Below are 22,551 nucleotides of genomic sequence, written 5' to 3' on the forward strand. Positions count from 1 at the left end.
TTAGGGTCAAGTGCTTTATCGAATTTTTATTTATGGGTTAAATAATCAGGTTAATTGTAGCAAAGTGCAAAAATAAAAAAGCCCATGATGTCTCATGAGCTTATCGTTTATAGTCGGTGAAAAGTAATATCGATACAAAACATACTGCTGGTGCAATTTTAAAGTATTTCAACTACAGCATTGGCTGTGTATAACAATAACAATCCCGCCTGACTTGCGTTTTAATAGTCCTTCATAGACTGCTTAATGGCATCAATCGCTGCTGGATTGTCAAGCGTCGACATATCGCCTGTGGCTTTATCTTCTGCCAATGCTCGAATCGCTCGGCGCAGGATTTTACCTGAGCGAGTCTTTGGCAGTGCTTGCGGGAAATAAATGGCCGCTGGTCGTGCGATACCGCCCAATGATTTCACAACAGCCCCAATCACTTGCTGCTCAATACGAAAGCGATTCTCAGTGGTCGCAACTTGCTCCTGATCTCTTAACACACAAAAGGCAATGGGTAGCTCACCTTTTAATTCATCTTGGATGCCCACCACGGCACACTCTGCCATCTCTGGATGCGTACTAATGGCCTCTTCGATCTCTTGCGTGCCTATTCGATGACCAGCAACGTTAATCACATCATCGGTACGTCCCAAGATATAGAAATAACCCTCTTTATCCGTTACCGCGTAATCTGAAGTAGAATACTGCTGACCATCAAACAGACCAAAATAACTACTGACAAAGCGTTCATCGTTACGCCATACCGTGGTTAGACAACCCGGTGGCAAAGGCGCTTTGATGGCGAGCAATCCTTTTTCACCAGCTACGCAAGGTTTTCCTGTTTCTTCATTAATAACATGCGCATCGTAGCCGTACATCGGATAGCCCGGTGATCCTTGTTTGTGCGGTTTATGATTGAATTTGGGCGTATTGCTCAAAATTGGCCAACCAGACTCTGTTTGCCAATAATGATCTAAAATAGGAACGCCTAAATGCTTGGTCAACCAATTGGCTGTTGACTCGTCCAGTGGCTCACCTGCCAAAAAGAATGATTTGACGCTTGATACATCATAGCGCGTCATCCACGTCTCATCTTGTTTTTTGAGCATACGCACACCTGTAGGTGCGGTGAACAAAATATTAACCTTATTCGCTTCGACAATACGCCACCAGATACCCGGATTTGGGCGATGTGGCAAGCCTTCATACATGACACTGGTCATGCCAGCGAGCAATGGCGCATAGATCGTATAAGAATGCCCAACAGCCCAGCCGATATCTGATATTGCCCAAAAGGTCTCGCCCGCTTTACCATCATAGATATAATCCATCGAAGTCGTAAGTGCGACCGCATGACCGCCCGTATCGCGCTGCACCCCTTTTGGTGTACCCGTCGTCCCAGAAGTGTAGAGCAAATACGATGGCGTATTGGATTCAAGCCAAACAGGCTCTACCACGGCATTGGCCTCACAGCTACGGCGACGTTCCGTGGCATAATCCACGTCTATATCTTGTGGTTTAAATGGCAGCACGCCGCGATTCACGACGAGCACATGCTCAGGTTTTATGTTTGCTTGCTCAACTCCTTGATTGACCAAGTTTTTATAATTGATGACCTTACCACCGCGAAGGCCGGCATCTACCGTAATGACCATTTTTGCCTCAGCATCATCCATGCGAATAGCTAAGTTGTGGGCAGCAAACCCGCCAAATACAACCGAATGAACCGCACCAATACGAGCACAGGCCAGCATCGCGTAAGCCGCCTCTAAAATCATCGGCATGTAAATGATGACACGATCGCCCTTCTCAATACCGTGTCGCTGTAGCACATCGGCAAAATAATTTACTTCTTTGTATAAATCATTGTAAGTCAGGCGACGCTTGGTATAGTCCGTATAAAACTCAACACTATTACCCAAATCTTTAAAAGCATCCGTAATACCCGGAAAAGTCTCGATCAATTCTTGATTAATCTCGGACGATAGCCAGATAAATGCGTCTTGCTCTGCGCGTTCCTTTAAGTGGCGATCCACACAGTTATAGCAAAGATTGGTCTCGCCGCCGACGAACCATTTGGCAAAAGGCAAACGACTGTCATCAAGGATTTTTTCAGGCGCTTTATGCCAATAGATACGTTTTGCTTGCTCTGCCCAAAACTGCTCACGATTATTGATTGAATCATGATAGATATCAGCAAACGTTTGAATAGAAGCTTGGTCAGTGATTGGATGGGTGGCTTGTTCGCTCATAGTGGCTGTCCTTAGCGTAAACGATGGTGATGCGATACGATTGTATCAGATAACAATATAGTCCAAGATTGGCTATCCCTGCCAGAACTAAAAAAACCGATACATAATGTATCGGTTTAAAATGTAGCAGAGCGCACGATAAAGGTCAACTACTAAGCAGGTGATTAGCCACTCATTTCGACTGATCTAGCATTTTGTTAGTTGGCAATCTGACGCAACTACACTTCTGTTTGATTGGTATACATCTCACGCATGACTTTTTTGTCATGCTTGCCTACCGACGTTTTTGGTAACTCATCAACAAACTTAAACTGACTTGGTACGGCATACTCAGGAATGATGCCACGCTCGACTGCTTTTTCGGCAATGGCTTTGATATCCTCAATATTGGTGTCTTGGCAAGCCGGCTTGAGGACGATTAGTGCCAATGGACGTTCGCCCCACTGTTTATCACGAACCCCAATCACTGACACGTCAGCCACTGATGGATGCAGCGATAAAATCGTCTCAATCTCAAGCGATGAAATCCATTCGCCGCCTGATTTGATCACATCCTTTAAGCGATCCGTAATTCTAATATAACCGTCAGGGCGTATATAGGCGATGTCTTGAGTATGCATGTAGCCATTTTCCCACAGCTCTTTGCCTGCATCATCATTCTTTAAGTAGCTTTGGGTCAACCAAGGGGCACGTAGAACCAGCTCACCAGTATGATCTTTACCCTTGCCCACTGATTGATTATTTTCGCCCCATACCTGCGCATCTACCATTAGTACAGGCTTGCCAGTCATACAACGACGAGCAATGTCTTCATCCTCTGTCATCTCGGGTTCATTTAGACTGAATTCTGTCAAGCTAATAAGCGGCGCGGTCTCTGACATACCGTAGCCTGTATAAACCTCGATACCTTGTGCCATTGCCGTTTTTGCCAAACCTTCTGTCAATCGTGAACCCCCGATGATCATTTTTAGACCATTAAAACTGGCGTCACGATCTTGTGCTTCTTTGAGTACCATCTGTAAGATCGTAGGCACACAATGAGTGATACTCACTTTTTCATTGATAATCAAATCCATTAAGGCATCAGGCGCATAGCGTCCCGGATAGACCTGCTTTAGACCTACCATAGTGGCTGTAAATGGAAAACCCCACGCATGTACATGGAACATCGGGGTCATTGGCATATACACATCACCATAACTGACGCCTTGCTTATTGGGCAACATACCGAGCGTGGCAGCTTCTGCTAAGCTGTGCAATACCAATTGGCGATGACTAAAGAACACGCCCTTTGGATCACCTGTCGTGCCTGAGGTATAAAAGGTAGTGGCAATGGTATTTTCATCAAAATCTGGAAAGTTAAACTCGCTATCAGCGGCTTTTAGCAATGCTTCATATTCACCAATGACACGGTTTTGATTGCCACCAAACACGCCTTCAAACGTCACCCCATTATCATCTAGCCAAATAATATGCTCGATGCTAGAATTTTCGAACTGATAGTTTTTGACCAATGGCGCAAACTCAGAGTTGAGTAATAGCACTTTTGGCTTCGCATGATTGATGGTATAAAGGATTTTTTCTGGTGACAAACGAATATTCACGGTTTGCAGGATGTATTCTGACATCGGTATGGCAAAGTAAGATTCAAGATAACGATGACTGTCCCAATCCATCACTGCGACCACGTCACCTGCGTCAAGATTCAGGTCAGCTAAGACATTGGCTAAGCGATTAATACGGTTAAACAAATCTTTATACGTAAAGCGCTTTTTATCCGCATAAACAATTTCTTGATCTTGCGATACCGCCTTGGCTCGGTTTAGTAGCTGCTTTACCAATAATGGATAATCATAAGCAGAAGGCGCGCTTTGATAGATATTTGACATAAATGTGACTTCCTTGTTGTCAGGTATGCAAGTAAATTATAAATAAATAATAGCGTAAAAGGCATTCTCTTTCACTGATAGTAAGAAAAAACCGATGCTATGTAAAGCGGCCTTACATAAGTATCGTAGGCTCCATGGTTTCTTAAACTCTTTGCAAAAAGCAGATTAAGCGGTACGTGATTTCGTTTTAATCATGCCAAAACTGGCAACGAGCAATGCCAATACTTGAACAAACAATAGCAACCATACGGTGAGCGACCACTGCCCACGCGCATAAGCCATGCCGCACAGCCACGCCCCTAGCGTACCACCAGCATAGTAGCCCATGTAGTACAAACCAGAAGCCAATGAGCGGCCTTTATTCACATTGACAGCGATATAACTGATGGTCGCGGCTTGGGTGATAAAGACACCCGACGACATAATCGCCAGTCCAATAATAACGCCCCATAATGGCGTCACCAAGGTCAATAACACGCCAAACATTGACACCATCACTGCAACTCGAACCGTCCGCGCCGATCCAAATCGGCGCAACAACGTGGTCGATAATGGTGTAATAATCACGCCAATCAGATAAACGGCAAAAATGTTGGCAAGCGCACCTGTACTCAAATTGTAGGGCGATTTAGCAAGATGCAAATTGATAAAGGTGAAACAACCGACTAGCGAGAATAAAACACAGGCGCCAAGCAAGCACGCTGTCACGACATAGCGATTGGTCAAATGCTCACCCAATGTCTGTACCGCTGATCCCACATTCGGATTGGCTTCAAAACAGCGCGACGTCGGTAGCATTTTCCATGCCCATAACGCACCCACAAGTGTCAGCATTGCCATTAAATAATAGCCAAGCCGCCAACCGATAAGCTCATGTAAATGGCCAAGTAAAAAACGTCCCAAAAAGCCACCAAGCACATTGCCTGAGACATAAAATGACATCAGCTCAGTGAGTGCTCTTCCTTTAAATTCCTCACCAATATAAGCGATGGTCACAACCGTGATACCAGGAACAGATAAGCCTTGCATAAACCGGAAAAATCCCAACCAACCAATGCTAGGACTTTGGGCAATCAATGCGGTAGGTATTGCTAAGAATAATAACGCGCCAACGATAAAGGACTTGCGCCCCAACGCATCAGATAGCATCCCTAAGAACGGTGACATGATGGCAATCGCCATCACTGTCGCCCCAACAACCATACCGACTTGTACCTCAGTAGCAGAAAAATCTGCCATCATTACAGGTAGCACGGCTTGGATAGAGTACACTTGCAAAAAAGCAAACATCCCAATTAAACCAATCGTAATTTTCAATATCCATGAGGGTGAATCAACTGACGGATGATACGCAGAAACCGATGGCGTGTCTGTGTGAGGAGCTTGGCTCTTTTTATTTATATGATCATTCAAAATAATACTGACTATATTGGAGCCATTTAGCAAAAGCTATAGGCGTAGGTGATAGAAATAAAACGAGACATCTGGACTGTTAATCACAATAGGATTAAGTATTCATGATCAAGCAGTCTATGCGTTACCTCATCATATCGAATAACAGATTCAAGTTTCAGAGTATTGCTCGATTTTTTATTCATTTAGTATAAGGCCGTGTTGGATATTAAGCGCGTTCTACTACATTTACCTAACAACTCTTTTGCATTTTTACACATCTACAGTGCTTCTATCTTTTTTATTACAGACTTTGCGCGCTCAAAAAACCATACTTGTAAGTTGTTATATTAAGACATTATTTATTAATAATTTATATTAACAAATAGAAAGTTCTGAGAAAATCAGCCTTAAGGAACAATAATAATGAACGATGAGATTTATGATTTAGGCCACGGATTTTGGAGTATAAGAGGTTCATTTATTAAAAATGGCATACTCGATATAGGGGTTCAATCTGCTCTGATAAAGCTGGCTTCAGGACGATTTATTTTCTTAGACAGTTATACGTTGACAGGCGATATTCATCAGAAAGTCATGTATTTGACCAATGATGGTCACGATGTCGAAGCGGTATTAAACGTGCATCCTTTTCATACCATTCACTGTGCTCAAATGGCGCAGGATTTTCCGCAAGCGACCTTTTATGGTAGTAGTCGCCATCATAAGCAAATACCAAGCGTGAGCTGGGCAGATGATTTGGTCGAAAGCGACGCTGTCACAGAGCGCTATGCTGAGCTTGATTTTTCGCTTCCTAAGGGTATTTACTACATCTCGCCCAATGACGCCGTCCATGCCAGCTCTTTATTGGTTTATCATGCAGCTAGCCAAAGTATTTATGTTGACGATACTTTTGAGATTCCTCCTTCTAAGCTATTCAATGCGGTACAGCCCAATTTGGGTTTGCATCCCACCACCAAACAAGCACTTAGAGATGAGCCGAACGCTGGTAAGCAGTATTGCGATTGGGCAACGGAGCTGGCACACAAGTGGCGTGATACTCGATATTTTTGCGGCGCACACTCAGGATTGGTTGAATTTGGTGAAAGCTCATTTGAGGCAGCACTACTGTCTGCCATTGAGAATGCTCGTTCTGAGCTTCAGTCGTCATAAGCTACTGCGACAATGGTTTACGTAAGACCAGCATCTAGTAGCATCCATTTTTTTAAAACTTACTCACAGTTTGAGTGACTCTCTATCAATCATTTTTCAAAAATCAAATAAGGAGAACCATAAATGTCAGATAAAATACATGATTTAGGAGCAGGATTTTGGAACATACGCGGATCATTTCGCATTGGCGGTGTCTTAAATATTGGCACCCAATGCTCACTCATTAAGCTCGAATCAGGGCGTTTTATTTTTTTAGACAGTTACGCCTTAACAGGTGAGGTACGCGATGAGGTAATGGCGCTGACCAATGATGGCCGCGATGTTGAAGCTGTATTAAACGTCCATCCCTTTCATACCGTACATTGTGCACAAATGGCCAAAGACTTTCCGAAAGCAACGTTCTATGGCAGCAGCCGACATCCGAAACAAGTACCAGAAGTGATATGGGCAGATGATTTGGTTGAAAGCGATGCTGTGGCTGAGCGCTACTCTGAGCTTCAGTTTTCCATCTCAGAAGGTATCTACTATATTTCGCCAAATGAGATGATTCACGCTGGTTCTTTATTGGCCTATCATCCTGCAAGCAAAAGCTTGCATGTGGATGACACTTTTATGAGTCCACCGATGAAATTGTTAGAAGCGGTATTACCAGAACTGATACTGCATCCCACAACTAAAAAAGCGCTAAAAGATAAACCCGATGCTGGCAAGCAGTATTGCGATTGGGCGACCAATCTGGCACACGAATGGCGTGACGTTCGTAACTTCTGTGCGGCGCACTCATATCTGGTTAATTTCAAAGAGGGTGAGTTCGAAAAAGCATTGTTGAAGGCAATTGATAAAGCCCGTCCAAAGTTAGAAAATGCTTAACAGACTACCTATTTTAAAGCTGTAAAAATACAAAAAGGGCTGCCAAAATGGTTGCCCTATTTTTAAAATTAGGACACGCCATAAACAAATTCGATATCGCTACTCATATTTTTGTGTATTGTGTAGTCAGCATTTCTTAGCCAGTACTTCTTAGTAAGCACCTTTCGACATTCTTTATTGAACATTGTCACCACTTATAACTGAGCCACTGCAACCATTAATGCAAAAACCACAATCAAAGTGACATATTTTCTGACTTTAAAATACTCATGACTGATAATCTGCGCTTGATGAAGACCATAATCAATCATTAACAAACTCACAAAACCAAGGATAAGTAGCCAAATAAACTCCGCGTTTGATAAGACCAAAAATCCGAGCCACAAGCCAAGTGCAATAATATTACTCAGCACAGGAAGCTTGAATGCCCATGCATTGTCATCAGCCAAGCTAAGATGATTACCCTAATGCGCGCCTGCCATGAATGAGGCAATCACCAAACCATAAATAGATAGAACATACTCGGTTTTCCCCAAAACCGGTATCGCTGTAACACCCACAGTCATCAAAAAAGCACAGATGACGAAAGGAATAGCGCCAGCAAAGGTTAAATAAGGACTGGGTTTTTTCATTTTTTATACCTATCTTGTATGTAGTTTATAGTGACTTGACTATACCTCACCTTGCCATTTACGGATAAACTCGCCATTTGGATCGTATTGCTCAGTTTGTTTGTTGAGATTAAATTGCCTGCACCCTCTCGGATCAGCGCCAACCCCTGCTAAATACTGCCAATTACCCCAATTGCTGGCGACATCATAATCGATAAGATGCTGCTCAAAGTAAGTCGCACCGTAACGCCAATCAAGACCCAGCTCATGAACCAAGCAGCTAGCGACCAATTGTCTGCCACGATTCGACATGTATCCTGTACTTTTTAGCTGATGCATACAGGCGTTAACGATAGAATATGGTGTTTGTCCATGTTTCCACTGCGCTAAACGCTTTTGATTAAACTGGGTCGATGGTGAGTGCTGCGCAATGCCTTTAAGCCAAAATAGCTTTTGCTGATGAGCAGCGGCATACCAATAAAAATACTCACGCCAGAGCAGCTCGAACCATATCCAGTAAGTAGAATCATTTGCCATGATATCGCGCTCATAACGGCGCAGACGATTCAATACCATGTTCACAGACAGCGAACCATTGGCCAGCCAAGCGGAAAATTTCGTAGAGTGGGTCCAGTCATCAAGCACATTCCGCGTGGTTTTGTAAGTACTCGGCGCATCGGAGTCAAAATAACCCTTTAAGTGCTTTAGGCCACTTGACTCACCCCCTTTAAAATTGGGCTGTTGTTGTATGTGCTCATTAAGCACTTGTGTATCAGACCTATCTATTTTAAAAAAGTATCCTTCTCTATTAAACATGCTTTCAGGCAATGGCGAGAGTGATTTCGGTGTTAAGCAAATGACACTGTCTTTTTCTGCATGCAATAAATCATGATTAGATTCAATTTTTTTGCGAAACTGCGTAAAACTTTTAGGTAGATGCTCTAACGGTAACTCATCAAATAAAGTCGCCGTTGTCTGTACATGCCAGCTTATTTGCGGATACTGCTTCTGTAAAAGCTCGTATACTTGGTTTTGATTATAATCTGCCGTTTTACTGACACAAATATCTGTGACGTATTGCTGCTCGATAAGCTCACTCAGCTGGGTGAACGAATCTGATGTTGCAGAGCTATTGGGCAAATACAATAGCCGGTTTCCAAGCTGCATTAGTGATGCATTTAAGTCAGCCAAACTCTCGAACAAAAACTGCTTACGGGCATGACTCAGGCTGTCATAATGATAAGTATGACTGTCTTTATTTTTTAGTCTGTCAGTCAACGATGAGGCATAAACGAGCAATAACCGTCCATTGCTGGATAGCGCTGCCGCCTTTAACAAAGTCGCGTTGTCCGCTACTCGCAAATCGTTATGAAATAAAACCAACGTCACTTTTTTATTTGATGGCTGATTTGACATCTCGCAAACCTCTTACTATTTAGATGCTATTGTTGAACCACTACTCTTACTTTTCAATGCTTTAAAATACTATATTCTTTTAATGATAGGTTTGGTATTCGACCACGGCGCTCAATCTTAAAAACCTTTCATAAGCATTGACTCTCAGGAGCTTGACTGCTTAAATGGCTTACCTCTAGGAGAATACCATGACCCAAAATAATACTACGACTGAAGAGAACAAGTCAGACGAAAAGCGTAAGCTCATTAATAAGTTTTTGATGAGACTGACGAAGGAGCAGCCGCAAATGTATTATGCTACGACTGGTGAGATATCTCGAAGCATCCATACCATGATAAAAGAACATACCAATCGCTTGTCCGTAGAAGAGCAAGCGCTGGTTAGACGTATGAGCATCGAAGAAATCGAAGGATTGCTGGGTTTTCATGCCAGATGAGTAGTTATTAAATGACGATCAGATAAAATACTATCAATGAAAATCAAAAATCTCGCATAAAAAAAAGACCGCCATAAAGGCAGTCTTTTTTTGTATATATCACTCTAAGGTAATACTTTTAGAACGGTTAATACGCTTAGAGCGGTGAACACTATTAGAAAGGATAGTCACGAGGCTCGTTTTGCATTGAGATCCAATGCGTTCTGGTAAATTCTTCAAGTACCCACTCGCCATTGAAGCGTCCAATACCTGAGTTTTTCTCACCACCAAATGGTGTATTGCTTTCATCATTCACTGAGATATCGTTGATGTGCGTCATGCCTGCTCTGATACCGCGAGCGAAGCGCAGACCTTTTTGCATATCAGCGGTAAATACAGCGCTAGACAAGCCATACATAGAATCATTGGCTATCGACAATGCATCGTCTTCATCTTTGGCACGGATAATACCGACCAACGGTCCAAACACTTCATTGCGTGATAGATCCATTTCGCGAGTTACTTCAGTAAAGATATGCGGTGGTACTACTTGGCCGTCAATCTCGCCACTTAGTATCATCTTTGCGCCTTCTTCCTGTGCTTTAGCAATTTTTTCTTTGAGCGATTTGACTTGTTTTTCATTGATGATAGGGCCAACAGCAGTGTCCTGTTTGCTAGGATCTCCCACGTTCAATGTTTTGACATGTGCCAAGAAGCGCTCTACAAACTCGTCATATATGTCATCTTCGACGATCACTCTGTTAATGGCGATACAGATTTGACCTTGGTGTAAAAACTTACCAAAAGCAGCGGCTTTTACTGCTTGTTCAATATCAGCATCTTTCAATACCACAAACGGACTATTACCACCCAGCTCAAGTGCTACTTGCTTGATATACTCACCGCCATTGGCCAGCTCACCAATGTGCTTGCCTACTGAGGTTGAGCCTGTGAACGATATTAGGCTTGGGGCTTTGTGCTCGACGATGGCATCGCCTATCTCGCTACCTGAGCCGACAACCACATTTAACAGACCCTTTGGCAGACCTGCTTCTTCAAACACTTTTGCAAGCAGTAAACCACCAGTCACCGGCGTATCGCTAGCAGGCTTTAACACAACAGCATTACCAAGCGCTAAAGCTGGTGCGATAGAGCGCTGTGTCAGATGTAGTGGAAAATTCCATGGGCTAATAACAGCGACGATGCCAATAGGCTCACGGTAGATGAAGTTTTCTTTACCAGGAGTGTTCGATGGGCGAATCTCACCATGTACACGGTTAGGGAAAGTCGCTGCCTCAAGAGTGATCGCACGCGTCGCACTAAATTCGACCATGGCCTTAATACGCGTACTGCCCGACTCTTTAATCAGCCAATCGACGATTTCGTCTTGGCGCTGCTCCAATATATGAACAGCCTTATATAGCACAGCAGCACGAGTTGCAGGTGTCTGCTTCGCCCATTCGGCTTGAGCTTGGTCGGCGGCATCGTATGCTTCATTGAGTTGATCTTTAGTCGCTTGCTGAATTTCTACAAGCGTATCGCCATTATAGGGATTAGTATTGGTATTAATGCTATCATCTTTGCCTTTTTGCCATTCACCTGCGATGAACTGCAAATGAAAATCACTGTAGGCACTATTGTTATCGTTACTTGACATGGTTGTCCTTATTTTTACTTTGTTATGTGGCAGATTGATTTTCAATAAATTGATTGAATCGATTAAATTAAAGCGATCTTACCAGTAATAGGTTTGAACTATTATTAAATCATCACCTAAAAAACCATAGGATAACTGATATAAACAAAACCTGTCTTGATAGACGACTGGTCTAATGCTATCATAGCTGTCAATAAAACGAGTCTATTTTGTCTGTAAACATTGTTGATGAAATGTAATATATAGGCATATATGCCACTAAAATATACCATCAATATGATATACAAATGACAGCCAATTACTCTATATGTACTATTATTAAAGGAGGCACTCCTACTTATGTCTAACACTAAAGAGGCTACCACCACTTCACTAGACACCAAGGCTCACTTACTTGCTACCGGCTACCAATTGATAGCCAAAAAAGGCTTTACCGCTGTTGGTCTAAAACAGATTTTGGACACAGCAGGTGTACCTAAGGGTTCTTTTTATCATTACTTTGCTTCTAAAGAAGCCTTTGGTGAAGCCATCATCAATCATTACTTTAGCTTATATAAAACTCGTTTAAATATCATAGACGCACAAGACGTCAGCGCACAGCAAAAATTATATAACTACTTTCAAAACTGGTATGATACTCAACAAAACGGCTGTGACGATGGCAAATGCTTAGTGGTCAAACTCAGTGCAGAGGTGGCCGATATGTCAGAAACCATGCGTAAAGCGCTCGATACTGGGTATCAACAAACGACCATGTGGCTCGCTGACCAGATCAAAGCTGGCTGGCTAGATGGGTCCGTACCACGCCAAGATAACATTTCAGCTGAAAGTATGGCCAAGCGCTGGTATTTTGCGTGGCTGGGAGCAAGTCTGATTGCCAAGATCAGTCAAACAAACACACCTTTGGCAGAAATTTGGCACATGACCACCACTCAAATGGGTCGTTAATAGCGTAGCCACCTTTGACGCTCTAATCAAAGGTGGCTTTTTTTGTACCTAATCACTAGTCTAATAATAACGTTTAGAATTATGATGGGTGGTTATCCTGTTTCATGAGAGTTTTGTAAACATTACTAGACGACTGGTCTAATTGATGTACAATGCGCATCAATCTTAGAGTATATGCACAAACACGCATTGCTGACCATTCATTGTTTAACGTCAAAATATTTGACTGATATATTTTTATCACACTAGGAATTTTATGAATAACTTTCAATATTACAACCCCGTCCGTATCGTTTTTGGTGAAGGCCAAATCGAACAATTATCAGATCTCGTCCCTACTGATGCACGTGTTCTTATCACTTATGGTGGTGGTTCAGCGCAGCGTACAGGTACGTTAGACGAAGTTAAAGATGCGTTATCAGCGAGCGGTAACCGTACGGTATTTGAGTTTGGCGGTATCGAAGCCAATCCAGAATTCACAACCCTATTGAAAGCGGCGGACATGGTCAATGAGCACAACATTGACTTTTTACTAGCCGTTGGTGGCGGCTCTGTCATTGATGGCAGTAAATTTGTCGCGTTGGTGTCTTCACTGACCGAAGAAGACGGCACTGTCTCACGTGATAAGGCGTGGGATGCGCTCACTGGCTATTGCAAAGACATGGACTCGGCCATTGATTTGGGTGCTGTATTGACTATCCCAGCCACTGGTTCTGAGATGAATTCAGGCGGCGTGATCAACTATAGTGAACGTCAAGCAAAACTACCATTTGGTAACCCACTTGCTTTCCCTAAATTCTCAATTCTAGACCCAGTCAAAACGTTGACTCTACCTGAGCGTCAGGTAATGAATGGCGTTGCTGATGCATTCGTCCATGTGATGGAACAGTATCTAACTTATCCTGTGAATGCTAAAGTCCAAGACGCTTTCGCTGAGAGCTTGCTTAAAATTCTTATTGACGAAGGCTTAGTGGTCAAGCAAGATCCAAAAAACATGGAAACGCGTAAGAACATTATGTGGACGGCGACCATGGCGTTGAATGGTCTGATCGGTACTGGTGTGCCACAAGATTGGACCACTCATATGGTCGGTCATGAGCTTACGTCCTTACACGCTATTGATCATGCACGCACGCTTACCATCCTTTTACCATCAGTGATGCGTGAACTTAAAGAAAGCAAAAAAGAAAAACTGCTTCAGTATGCTCGTAACGTTTGGAACATCACTGACACTGACCAAGATGACGATGCCATCATTGAAACTGCCATCACCTATACCGAAAACTTCTTCCGCGAGCTTGGTTTGCCAGTCAGCTTAGAAGACGTTGACTTAACTGAATCAGCGATTGACCCGATCGTCAAGCAGCTTGACGCCCATAAGATGGTCAAACTTGGTGAGCACGGCAAAAATGATTTAGAGGTATCACGTCGTATCCTACAACGTGCAGTGACCAGTAAAGCCTCATAATAAAAACGGTAACAGTCACAATAAGTACATAGGGTTATGCTATCTATTGTGACTACTCAATCGGTAATAACGACTCAGAGCTGAGTCGTTATTACCATTAATGTTACTATAATAATTACAATGAATAATTCTAAAGGAGTCTTAAAATGAGCTTCGATAAACAACAAAGCCAAGATACAAACCGTCAAATCAAACTGGCCAGCCGCCCAACAGGTGAGCCGAAAGCTGAAAACTTTGATATGGTGACTAGCGATATCCCAACGCCAAAAGACAATGAGATGCTACTGCGCACCGTCTATCTATCATTAGATCCTTACATGCGTGGACGTATGAGCGATGCGAAAAGCTACGCGGATCCATTAGAAGTGGGCGATGTCATGTTAGGTGGAACCGTTGCCCAAGTGGTTGAATCCAATATTGATACATTTGCCGTGGGTGATTTGGTCGTCTCAAACTCAGGCTGGCAGGACTATAGCGTCAGTAATGGCGAAGGCGTTCTAAAGCTTGATAAAGATATGGCAAATCCCTCTTATGGTTTAGGCGTCTTAGGTATGCCAGGATTTACTGGTTACATGGGTCTAACTGATATCGGTAAACCACAAAAAGGCGAAACCTTAGTCGTCGCGGCTGCCACGGGTCCAGTTGGCGCCACGGTCGGTCAAGTTGGTAATCAGTACGGTGTGCGTACGGTTGGTGTCGCTGGTGGCAAAGAAAAATGCGACTTTGCGGTTAATGAGCTGGGCTTTGATATCTGTATCGATCATAAAGCTGACGATTTTGCTGAGCAGTTAAAAACAGCATGTCCAGATGGTATCGATATTTACTACGAAAATGTCGGCGGTCACGTATTTGATGCCGTAATGCCGCTATTGAATGCGCATGCGCGTATCCCAGTTTGTGGTCTGGTCGCACAATACAACGCCACCGAACTGCCTGAAGGCAAAGATCGTTTGAGCGTATTGACAGGACTGGTCTTAAGCCGCCGCCTCACCATTAAAGGCTTTATCATTTTTGAAGAGTATGGCGATCACTACCCAGAGTTCTTAAAAACGATGAGCAAATGGGTAGCGTCAGGCGATGTTAAAACCAAAGAATACATTGCTGACGGTCTGGATAATGCCCCAAGTACTTTTGTAGATATGCTGAATGGCGATAACTTTGGTAAGACAGTGGTCAAAGTCGCTGATATTAAGTAATTCATGACAGCATGAGACTGTTGTAAATAACTACTTAACAACACAACTCGTTAAGATCACTACTGAAAATGATGTTTGAAGCAGGAATAATATTAGCAGTCACCATTTGTACCAATAGGGCTTCGTTGTTTGAAAGCAATAACGCAAATCATATCGGTACCACTTAAGAAGCGTGACTGTTAACGATCTGCTTTACGCAAACATAAACAATAAATAAGGACAATTATGAATATTTTAATGGTACTAACTTCACATGACCGTTTAGGCGATACTGGTAAGAAAACAGGCTTTTGGCTAGAAGAATTTGCCGCGCCTTACTATGCGTTTTTGGATGCGGGCGTCAATGTCACCCTAGCCTCTCCTGCTGGCGGTCAGCCACCACTAGATCCTGGTAGCGACACTAAAGACACGCAAACCAAAGATACCAAGCGTTTTAAAGACGATAAAGAGGCCCAAGAGCACTTGGCCAATACTAAAAAACTTGCTGATATGAAAGCTGAAGATTTTGACTCAGTCTTTTATCCTGGTGGTCATGGTCCATTATGGGATTTGGCCGTGGATGAGAATTCTATCAACCTGATCGAGACTTTCGTCAAGCAAGACAAGCCTGTCGCCTTTGTTTGTCACTCTCCTGCAGCCCTCAAAAATGTGAAAGTTGATGGCGAGTACTTAGTGAAAGGCAAAACAGTCACTGGTTTTACCAACTCTGAAGAAGAAGCCGTTGGCCTAACCGACGTCGTGCCTTTCTTAGTAGAAGATGCATTAAAAGCCAATGGCGGCAATTATGAAAAAGCCGCTGATTGGGAATCGTTTGTCGTTGAAGATGGTTTGTTAATCACCGGACAAAACCCAGCATCATCAGAAGAGGCTGCTAAGCGTCTGATAACGAAGCTTAAAGGTTAATATCATGATTCGCTTACATCATCTCAATCAATCACGTTCATTACGGATTTTGTGGCTGTTAGAAGAGCTAGATGTCCCTTATGAAATTGTCAGTCATCAGCGTGATGCCAAAACTCATTTGGCACCAGAGTCTCTAAAGGCGGTACATCCACTCGGTAAGTCTCCGGTTATCGAAATAGATGGTCAACTCTATGCAGAGTCAGGTGCGATCACTGAGTTATTGATTGAACGATTTGCACCAGAGCGCTTGCGTCCTGCGACAGACAGCTCAGACTATGGCTATTATCTACAGTGGAACGACTTTGCAGAAAGCTCGCTTATGTTGCCATTAATGCTGGAGCTATTTAGCAAAAAAGCAGGCGTTAATGACAATGAGTTTTTGAATGGTTACATTGATACTGAAAAAGCCAGATTGTTTAAGTATTTGGATGCGGCCGTTGAAGGTAAATCGTTTATTGTTGGTGATAAGCTGAGTGGTGCTGACTTTATGCTATCATTTGATTTGATCATTCTGGCCAAGCGTCAAAAACTCGACGCTTATCCGAATATCAGAAAATATGCTGAAGCGCTGGCTGAACTTGATAGCCACAAGCGCGCCATGCAGCTAGAGGCAAAGTACGACGAAACCCTTTAGCATCAAGTATTAACCACACGCTTAATACTTGATAGACAAAAACAGCTCTGTATAGAGCTGTTTTTTATGCGTGCTTTAGCTTAATAACCATCTCGTATAAAATATCATATAACATAATTGAACTTTTAATACTAGCGGTCAATAAAATTGCACAGTAGTCCATGAATGTCGTGCAAATGACAAAAGCGCTATAAAGATTATGATAAAATCTTCGCCATATTTCTTAGGTTGTCTCTCTAGTTCTACCAGTGTATTGAATGGCTTTTATGTCATGACCGTCAATTGCACTGACGCGATCTTCCGTCTGGAATCTGTTCTATGTCATCGTATTTTCTTATACAGATTGTGGTACGTCCATGAGTAACGAATACCAGTTTAAAGCCCACGAGCAACCGATTATGGTGGGCTCTCCCTCCAATCCTGACCATCCTACACGCCGTAAACTGTTCTATTTACTCATCGGCATTTTTATTGGGATAACCGCCAGTTTTCAGAACGGCCTATTGGTTGCGAATTTGACTCAAATCCAAGGCGAAATGGGACTCACGCCAGTCGAAGGCGGTTGGATATCGGTCAGTTATAATATGACCAATGCTTGTATCACTGTCCTATTATATAAAATTCGCCAGCAGTTTGGCATGTCACTTTTTAGTAAAATTACGCTATTTTTTCTATTAGCTGCCACGAGTCTACAGTGGTTGGTCAGCAGCCATCTATTAAACGACCTCTCTATTAATATTGATTCTTACGATCTAGAAATTATCGCTAGAGGGTTAAGTGGCATGGTGGCTAGTGGGATGACCATCCTAGGCGTTTTTTATTGCTTACAAGGTATGCCAACCGTTAAACGTACTAGTGGGTTGATCTTAGGTTTTGGTTTGGTGCAGTTCGGTATTCCATTATCACGAATTATTTCGCCCTATCTTGCTATCGATGGTCAGATTGAAAACTTATTTTTATTTCAATTTGGATTGGCACTGATTTGCTTTGGACTCATTAATATATTAGAACTACCACCCGGCAAAACCGAAAAAGTCTTTGAAAAACTTGATTTTTTGAGCTTTGCTTTTTTTGCCAGTGGTCTTGCCGCCTTGGCGGTATTTTTGGTACAGGGCCGTATTCAGTGGTGGACAACGCCTTGGCTGATCTACGCACTCATTATTGCCGCCGTCAATATTAGCATAGCGCTGTGGATTGAAACGCATCGCGAAAACCCCATGCTACAAGTTCGCTGGATGCGTAGTCGGAATATTATTGCTTTTACAGTCACTGGTGCCGTTATGCGTATTTTGCTGTCTGAGCAAAATGTAGGCGCCGCAGGATTGCTTGCCAACCTTGGCTACGGCAACGAGCAGCTGATTACTTTTTATGCGGTCATACTAGCCGCCAGCGTCTTGGCGTTGGTAATTAGTGTTTTTAGCACCGTTGCGACGGAGTTGCGTCGTCCTGTTATTTTTGCAGTGGCGTTAATTGCATTAGGCGCTTGGATGGATACGGGTATCTCTATCAATTCCGCGCCTTACATGTTTTATTTCAGTCAATTTTTAATTGCTTTTGCTGCTGTATACTTTATGGGACCGCTGGTTTTCGAAGGGTTTTTACGTGCTATTGCCAGTGGCCCTGCCTATATCATTAGTTTTTCGGTGATTTTTGGCATTTCACAAACGGTTGGCGGGCTGGCAGGTGCTGCTGGCATTCAGGCCTTTACCACCATTCGCACCCAAACCCATTATGCAGATATGGTCAGCTCACTCAACTTAGGCGATCCTACGTTCAGCGCCCAAATTGCTAACAACCGTAATATATTATCGAGTCAAACTACAGATGCAGCACAAGCAAATGTGGCAGCCGTCGGTCAAGTATTGCAAGGTATCCAGCGACAAGCGACTGTCGCAGCGTATAACGACTTATTTTTTCTCATGGCGATGCTGGCGACCGTGACCACCATTTTATTGCTGATTAATTACCTCTACTATCGCTACCACAAACGCAACCCACTTGCCAAAGAACTCGCCGTCATTGCCAAAATGCGTGAAACAAAGTAATCCTGCTTATTTCACTACTCGTGTTCAAACTAATTAAATAAAAGTTAAACTTTTAAATATTTATTCAAAATTCAGGAGCGCGTCATGAGCCAAGAAAAACCCAGTGAGCTTGATCAAACACCTCAGACGTCAACTGGTGCTCCCATAAAAGACACACGTATAGAATCAGATAACAATACTGTAGAGACGACTACAAACTCTGTGCAAGAAACCATTGATACACCACAGCAAAAAGCGACTGTTGACAATCTGGAGGGGTCACGTGTGGATAGCTCTATAGATAGTGACGAGACGCCTATGCCACCAAAAGAGCCTATTCCTGACTCAACGGGCTGGTCACCGAAGAAAAAATCCTATTTAAATTTAGGTTTCTTGATTCTTATGATTGTGGTTGGCGTGGCCTTGATTTTATATGCATGGAAGCTACCTCCTTTTACTCCGTCGGTACAACAAACCAATAATGCCTTTGTTAAAGGTCAGACCACCATCATTAGTCCGCAAGTATCTGGTTACGTCACTGAAGTGGCAGTACAAGACTTTGCGAATGTCAAAGCTGGTGACCTCCTGATAAAAATAGACGATCGCACTTTCCAGCAGCAGCTTGAGCAGGCACAAGCTGCTATCGAAGTGGCTGTGACCAACCGCTCTAGTAACACGCAAGATACACAGACCAGTCAAGCGCAAATAGAAGCACGCAAGGCCGATTTATACAGTGCCAAGATCAATGTAGAGAGTGCTCGTGAAGATGTAAACCGCTACCAAGGGTTAGATTCTATTGGCGCTGTATCAAAAGCAGAAGTTGCCCATATCAAAGCGCAACTCGCTCAAGCACAGGCGAGCGTGCAACAAGCAGAAGCAAATTTACAAGCTGCTCAACAAAATCGTGAGAAAACCAGTGGCAATCGATCTTCTTTGGACGCCAATATCAAAAATGCTCAAGCCGGTGTCAAACAAGCCCAAATTAATCTCGACAACACCCACATCACCGCACCTGAATCTGGTCAGTTGAGCCAAGTCAGCGTCAAAGAAGGTCAGTACGTTAGCGCCGGTACTCAGCTTATGTACATCGTACCAAAAGGCATCTGGATCATTGCAAACTTTAAAGAAACGCAAATAACCGACATAGCCGTTGGTGAGGCGGCAACTATTCGTGTAGATGCGCTTGGCGGCGCCGAATTTACGGGCCATGTCAGTAATATTTCGCCAGCAACGGGTAGTGAATTTAGTGCAGGCGCAGCCAATCCTGCGACAGGCAACTATATAAAAGTTGCGCAGCGTATACCCGTACGAATCGACTTAGACCCAAATCAGCCAGAGATTGTGAGGCTCCGTCCTGGTATGTCAGTCTCAGCTGGTATCGACACTGATGGCACAATAAAAAATTAGCATAAAAAAGCCACTCTAAATGCTCGTATAATTGGATTTAGAGTGGCTCTAATACATGTTCAAACAACATGGATTTTTAAATTAATCTAAACGCTATGGTAGTAGACGTTTGGTTGTCCAACTTGCCGTACTTTCACTGTTACCGCTGTCTTGTGTATACACAATGCGGTCATGCATACGACTGGCACGACCTTGCCAAAATTCAATCTTTTCAACCGTAAGCTCATACCCACCCCAAAACTCTGGTGTTGGCACGGTAGTGTTGTCTGGATATTTTGCTTGGAGCTGCTCAAACGTTTGCTCCATTACGTCACGATTATCCACTTCACCACTTTGTGGTTGACTGACCCAAGCGCCTACTTGGCTATCATGAGGACGTTTTTGGAAGTAACTGGCAGATTTATCAGCATCAATTTTAGCAATACTACCGCTAATACGAACTTGACGCTCAAGCTCATGCCAAAAAAACAGTGCCTCAGCATTGGGATTTTCTACAATGTCTTGTCCTTTCGCACTTTCGTAATTGGTATAAAAAACAATACCGGTATCCGTCATTTCACGCAGCAAGACGATACGCACACTGGGCTTATTATCTGCGCCGCAGGTTGCCAAGCTCATCGCATATGGTTCTTGCACGTTTTGCTCTATGGCTTCATTCATCCAAGCATTTAATAGCTCAAATGGTGACTCTGGTACTGACTGTTGGTCAAGCTCGCCTTTTTCATAGGAGAGGCGCTGATCGCTAAAGTCCATGCTCATCGTAATTCCTTATTTTAATATTGATATCGTTAAGGCGTGCCGTCGAGAACGATTAACCTAATACCGCTTTAATATGATCGGCTAATTCATTCGCCATCACATCGCACTCTATGACATCATCTGACTCGACCATCACCCGAATCATCGGCTCTGTCCCTGATTGACGAATGAGTAAACGACCTCGCCCTTCTAACGTAGCCTGCGCTTTATCAAAAGCCGCGACCAGTTCTGGATAATGAAAAGGATCTTGCATTTGAGACAAACGCACATTGACCAGTTTTTGTGGGAGCACGTCAAAACCTTCGACGAGATCGCTAAGCGCACGACCTCGCGCCTGCATGACTGCCAGCACTTGTAAGCCAGCGATGATGGCATCGCCTGTACGGCTTTTATCGAGACATAAAATGTGGCCAGAAGGCTCTCCGCCCAATATCCAACCGTTGGCCTCAAGCTCGTGCATGACATAACGGTCACCCACTTTTGCCCGAGCAAACTCAATTCCTGCTTCTTTGAGTGCCAGCTCTAAACCCATATTACTCATGAGTGTGCCCACCACACCTTTAGCCTTAGTATGACCTTGGGTAGCAAGCAAGTATAAGATACCATCGCCGTCAATGAGTTTGCCCGTTTCATCAACCATCACGATACGATCACCGTCACCATCTAGAGCGATACCAACATCTGCTTCGTGCTCGAGTACTGCCTTTTGTAAACCTTCAGGATGTGTCGAACCGCAATCAGCATTGATATTGACACCATCAGGCGTATTGTTAATGGCAATTACGTTTGCACCCAGCTCACGCATGACTCTTGGTGCCACGCTGTAGCCTGCCCCATTGGCACTATCGACTACTATGGTCAGATGGCTCAAATCATACTGATAAGGGAAACTGCCTTTACAAAACTCGATATAACGGCCTTTGGCATCGTTGATTCGATTATTTTTGCCTAGCTGTGCCGGATCAAGAATAGGCATAATGACATTATTATCAGCCTCAGAGGCATTCATAATGGCTTTTAACTTATCATTGATAGAGTTTTGCATCTCATCTGTCAGCTTTTTACCATCCGCCGAAAACAGCTTGATACCATTATCATAATATGGATTGTGTGAAGCTGAGATCACCACACCAGCATCCGCATTAAAACTACGGGTCAAGTGCGCAATAGCAGGCGTGGGTAATGGGCCGAGCATATGAACATCGACGCCAGCAGCATTGAAGCCTGCTTGTAATGCGCCTTCGATGACATAGCCTGATAGGCGGGTATCTTTACCAATAACCACACTTGGCTTGCGAGCAGGGTTGTCATTATTCTCTATTAATACTTGTCCTGTCACATAACCTAATTTTAAAATAAAATCAGGCGTAATCGGTAACTCACCAAATTTGCCGCGAATACCATCGGTGCCAAAGTAACTCATTATGTATATTCCTCAAGTCTAGAAATGAAAGGCCAGACGTATATGTAGGCAGTGTTGTAGTTATAATAATCTGTTATGTATTTTACAAAAAAAACAGCCAACAATAACAGAGCATTGTTGGCTGT

At 43.3% G+C, this 22,551-nt stretch carries 19 protein-coding genes; 10 read left to right on the top strand and 9 right to left on the bottom strand.

What is annotated here, in order from left to right; genetic code table 11:
- Window positions 1-221 precede the first annotated feature (221 nt).
- The 3 genes from JMY02_RS00625 to JMY02_RS00635 form a co-directional block, all read right to left on the bottom strand.
- Entirely contained in the window at window positions 222-2,240 is a 2,019-nt protein-coding gene (locus JMY02_RS00625) for a propionate--CoA ligase (RefSeq protein WP_201594153.1), read from the bottom strand.
- Window positions 2,241-2,458: 218 nt separating this feature from the next.
- On the bottom strand, window positions 2,459-4,129 hold the full coding sequence (locus JMY02_RS00630) for a fatty acid--CoA ligase (RefSeq protein ID WP_201594155.1): 1,671 nt from the start codon (window positions 4,127-4,129) through the stop codon (window positions 2,459-2,461).
- Window positions 4,130-4,294: 165 nt separating this feature from the next.
- Window positions 4,295-5,440: an MFS transporter gene (locus JMY02_RS00635; protein WP_265087936.1), complete on the bottom strand. Its 1,146-nt coding sequence runs from the start codon at window positions 5,438-5,440 to the stop codon at window positions 4,295-4,297.
- Window positions 5,441-5,947: 507 nt separating this feature from the next.
- Between JMY02_RS00635 and JMY02_RS00640 the strand changes: the two genes are divergently transcribed.
- Together JMY02_RS00640 and JMY02_RS00645 are read left to right on the top strand one after the other, a co-directional pair.
- Window positions 5,948-6,694 (top strand): hypothetical protein, encoded by a 747-nt coding sequence (locus JMY02_RS00640; RefSeq protein WP_201594157.1) that lies wholly within the window; start codon window positions 5,948-5,950, stop codon window positions 6,692-6,694.
- Between the two features lie 123 nt (window positions 6,695-6,817).
- Window positions 6,818-7,564, top strand: a complete 747-nt coding sequence (locus tag JMY02_RS00645) for a hypothetical protein (protein WP_201594159.1) — start codon at window positions 6,818-6,820, stop codon at window positions 7,562-7,564.
- A 194-nt stretch (window positions 7,565-7,758) separates the two neighbouring features.
- Here JMY02_RS00645 and JMY02_RS00650 read toward each other — a convergent pair whose 3' ends face one another.
- Genes JMY02_RS00650 through JMY02_RS00660 form a run of 3 tightly spaced genes read right to left on the bottom strand, consistent with a single transcriptional unit; the run spans window position 7,759 to window position 9,591 of the window.
- Window positions 7,759-8,013 carry a DUF3429 family protein gene (locus JMY02_RS00650; protein WP_201594161.1) on the bottom strand — a complete coding sequence of 85 codons (255 nt, stop codon included), beginning with the start codon at window positions 8,011-8,013 and terminating at the stop codon, window positions 7,759-7,761.
- Between the two features lie 15 nt (window positions 8,014-8,028).
- Complete coding sequence (locus tag JMY02_RS00655) at window positions 8,029-8,196, bottom strand: hypothetical protein (RefSeq protein WP_201594163.1); 168 nt, start codon at window positions 8,194-8,196, stop codon at window positions 8,029-8,031.
- 39 nt (window positions 8,197-8,235) lie between these two features.
- The gene (locus JMY02_RS00660; protein ID WP_201594165.1) at window positions 8,236-9,591 is read right to left on the bottom strand and encodes a DASH family cryptochrome; all 1,356 of its coding nucleotides are present in this window, start codon (window positions 9,589-9,591) and stop codon (window positions 8,236-8,238) included.
- 188 nt (window positions 9,592-9,779) lie between these two features.
- Between JMY02_RS00660 and JMY02_RS00665 the strand changes: the two genes are divergently transcribed.
- Window positions 9,780-10,028 (top strand): hypothetical protein, encoded by a 249-nt coding sequence (locus JMY02_RS00665; protein ID WP_201594167.1) that lies wholly within the window; start codon window positions 9,780-9,782, stop codon window positions 10,026-10,028.
- Window positions 10,029-10,182: 154 nt separating this feature from the next.
- Here JMY02_RS00665 and JMY02_RS00670 read toward each other — a convergent pair whose 3' ends face one another.
- Window positions 10,183-11,664, bottom strand: a complete 1,482-nt coding sequence (locus JMY02_RS00670; protein WP_201594169.1) for an aldehyde dehydrogenase family protein — start codon at window positions 11,662-11,664, stop codon at window positions 10,183-10,185.
- Between the two features lie 339 nt (window positions 11,665-12,003).
- Here JMY02_RS00670 and JMY02_RS00675 point away from each other — a divergent pair, with 339 nt between their 5' ends.
- From JMY02_RS00675 to JMY02_RS00705, 7 genes are all read left to right on the top strand, one after another.
- Window positions 12,004-12,612 carry a TetR/AcrR family transcriptional regulator gene (locus tag JMY02_RS00675; protein WP_201594171.1) on the top strand — a complete coding sequence of 203 codons (609 nt, stop codon included), beginning with the start codon at window positions 12,004-12,006 and terminating at the stop codon, window positions 12,610-12,612.
- Window positions 12,613-12,868: 256 nt separating this feature from the next.
- The gene (locus JMY02_RS00680; protein ID WP_201594173.1) at window positions 12,869-14,080 is read left to right on the top strand and encodes an iron-containing alcohol dehydrogenase; all 1,212 of its coding nucleotides are present in this window, start codon (window positions 12,869-12,871) and stop codon (window positions 14,078-14,080) included.
- A gap of 146 nt (window positions 14,081-14,226) precedes the next feature.
- A complete protein-coding gene (locus JMY02_RS00685; protein WP_201594175.1) occupies window positions 14,227-15,276 on the top strand; it encodes an NADP-dependent oxidoreductase in 1,050 nt (349 codons plus the stop codon).
- A gap of 225 nt (window positions 15,277-15,501) precedes the next feature.
- Window positions 15,502-16,179: a type 1 glutamine amidotransferase domain-containing protein gene (locus JMY02_RS00690; protein ID WP_201594177.1), complete on the top strand. Its 678-nt coding sequence runs from the start codon at window positions 15,502-15,504 to the stop codon at window positions 16,177-16,179.
- A gap of 4 nt (window positions 16,180-16,183) precedes the next feature.
- Window positions 16,184-16,813, top strand: coding sequence for a glutathione S-transferase family protein (locus JMY02_RS00695; RefSeq protein WP_201594179.1), 630 nt, complete (start codon window positions 16,184-16,186; stop codon window positions 16,811-16,813).
- Between the two features lie 356 nt (window positions 16,814-17,169).
- Entirely contained in the window at window positions 17,170-18,858 is a 1,689-nt protein-coding gene (locus tag JMY02_RS00700) for an MFS transporter (RefSeq protein ID WP_201594181.1), read from the top strand.
- Between the two features lie 84 nt (window positions 18,859-18,942).
- The gene (locus JMY02_RS00705; protein ID WP_201594183.1) at window positions 18,943-20,244 is read left to right on the top strand and encodes an HlyD family secretion protein; all 1,302 of its coding nucleotides are present in this window, start codon (window positions 18,943-18,945) and stop codon (window positions 20,242-20,244) included.
- Between the two features lie 93 nt (window positions 20,245-20,337).
- Here JMY02_RS00705 and pdxH read toward each other — a convergent pair whose 3' ends face one another.
- Window positions 20,338-20,997, bottom strand: a complete 660-nt coding sequence (gene pdxH, locus JMY02_RS00710; protein WP_201594425.1) for a pyridoxamine 5'-phosphate oxidase — start codon at window positions 20,995-20,997, stop codon at window positions 20,338-20,340.
- 58 nt (window positions 20,998-21,055) lie between these two features.
- Window positions 21,056-22,426 carry a phosphoglucosamine mutase gene (glmM, locus tag JMY02_RS00715; RefSeq protein WP_201594185.1) on the bottom strand — a complete coding sequence of 457 codons (1,371 nt, stop codon included), beginning with the start codon at window positions 22,424-22,426 and terminating at the stop codon, window positions 21,056-21,058.
- Window positions 22,427-22,551: the final 125 nt, after the last annotated feature.

Origin of the sequence: Psychrobacter vallis (genome assembly GCF_904846715.1) — a bacterium.
Lineage (GTDB): Bacteria > Pseudomonadota > Gammaproteobacteria > Pseudomonadales > Moraxellaceae > Psychrobacter > Psychrobacter vallis.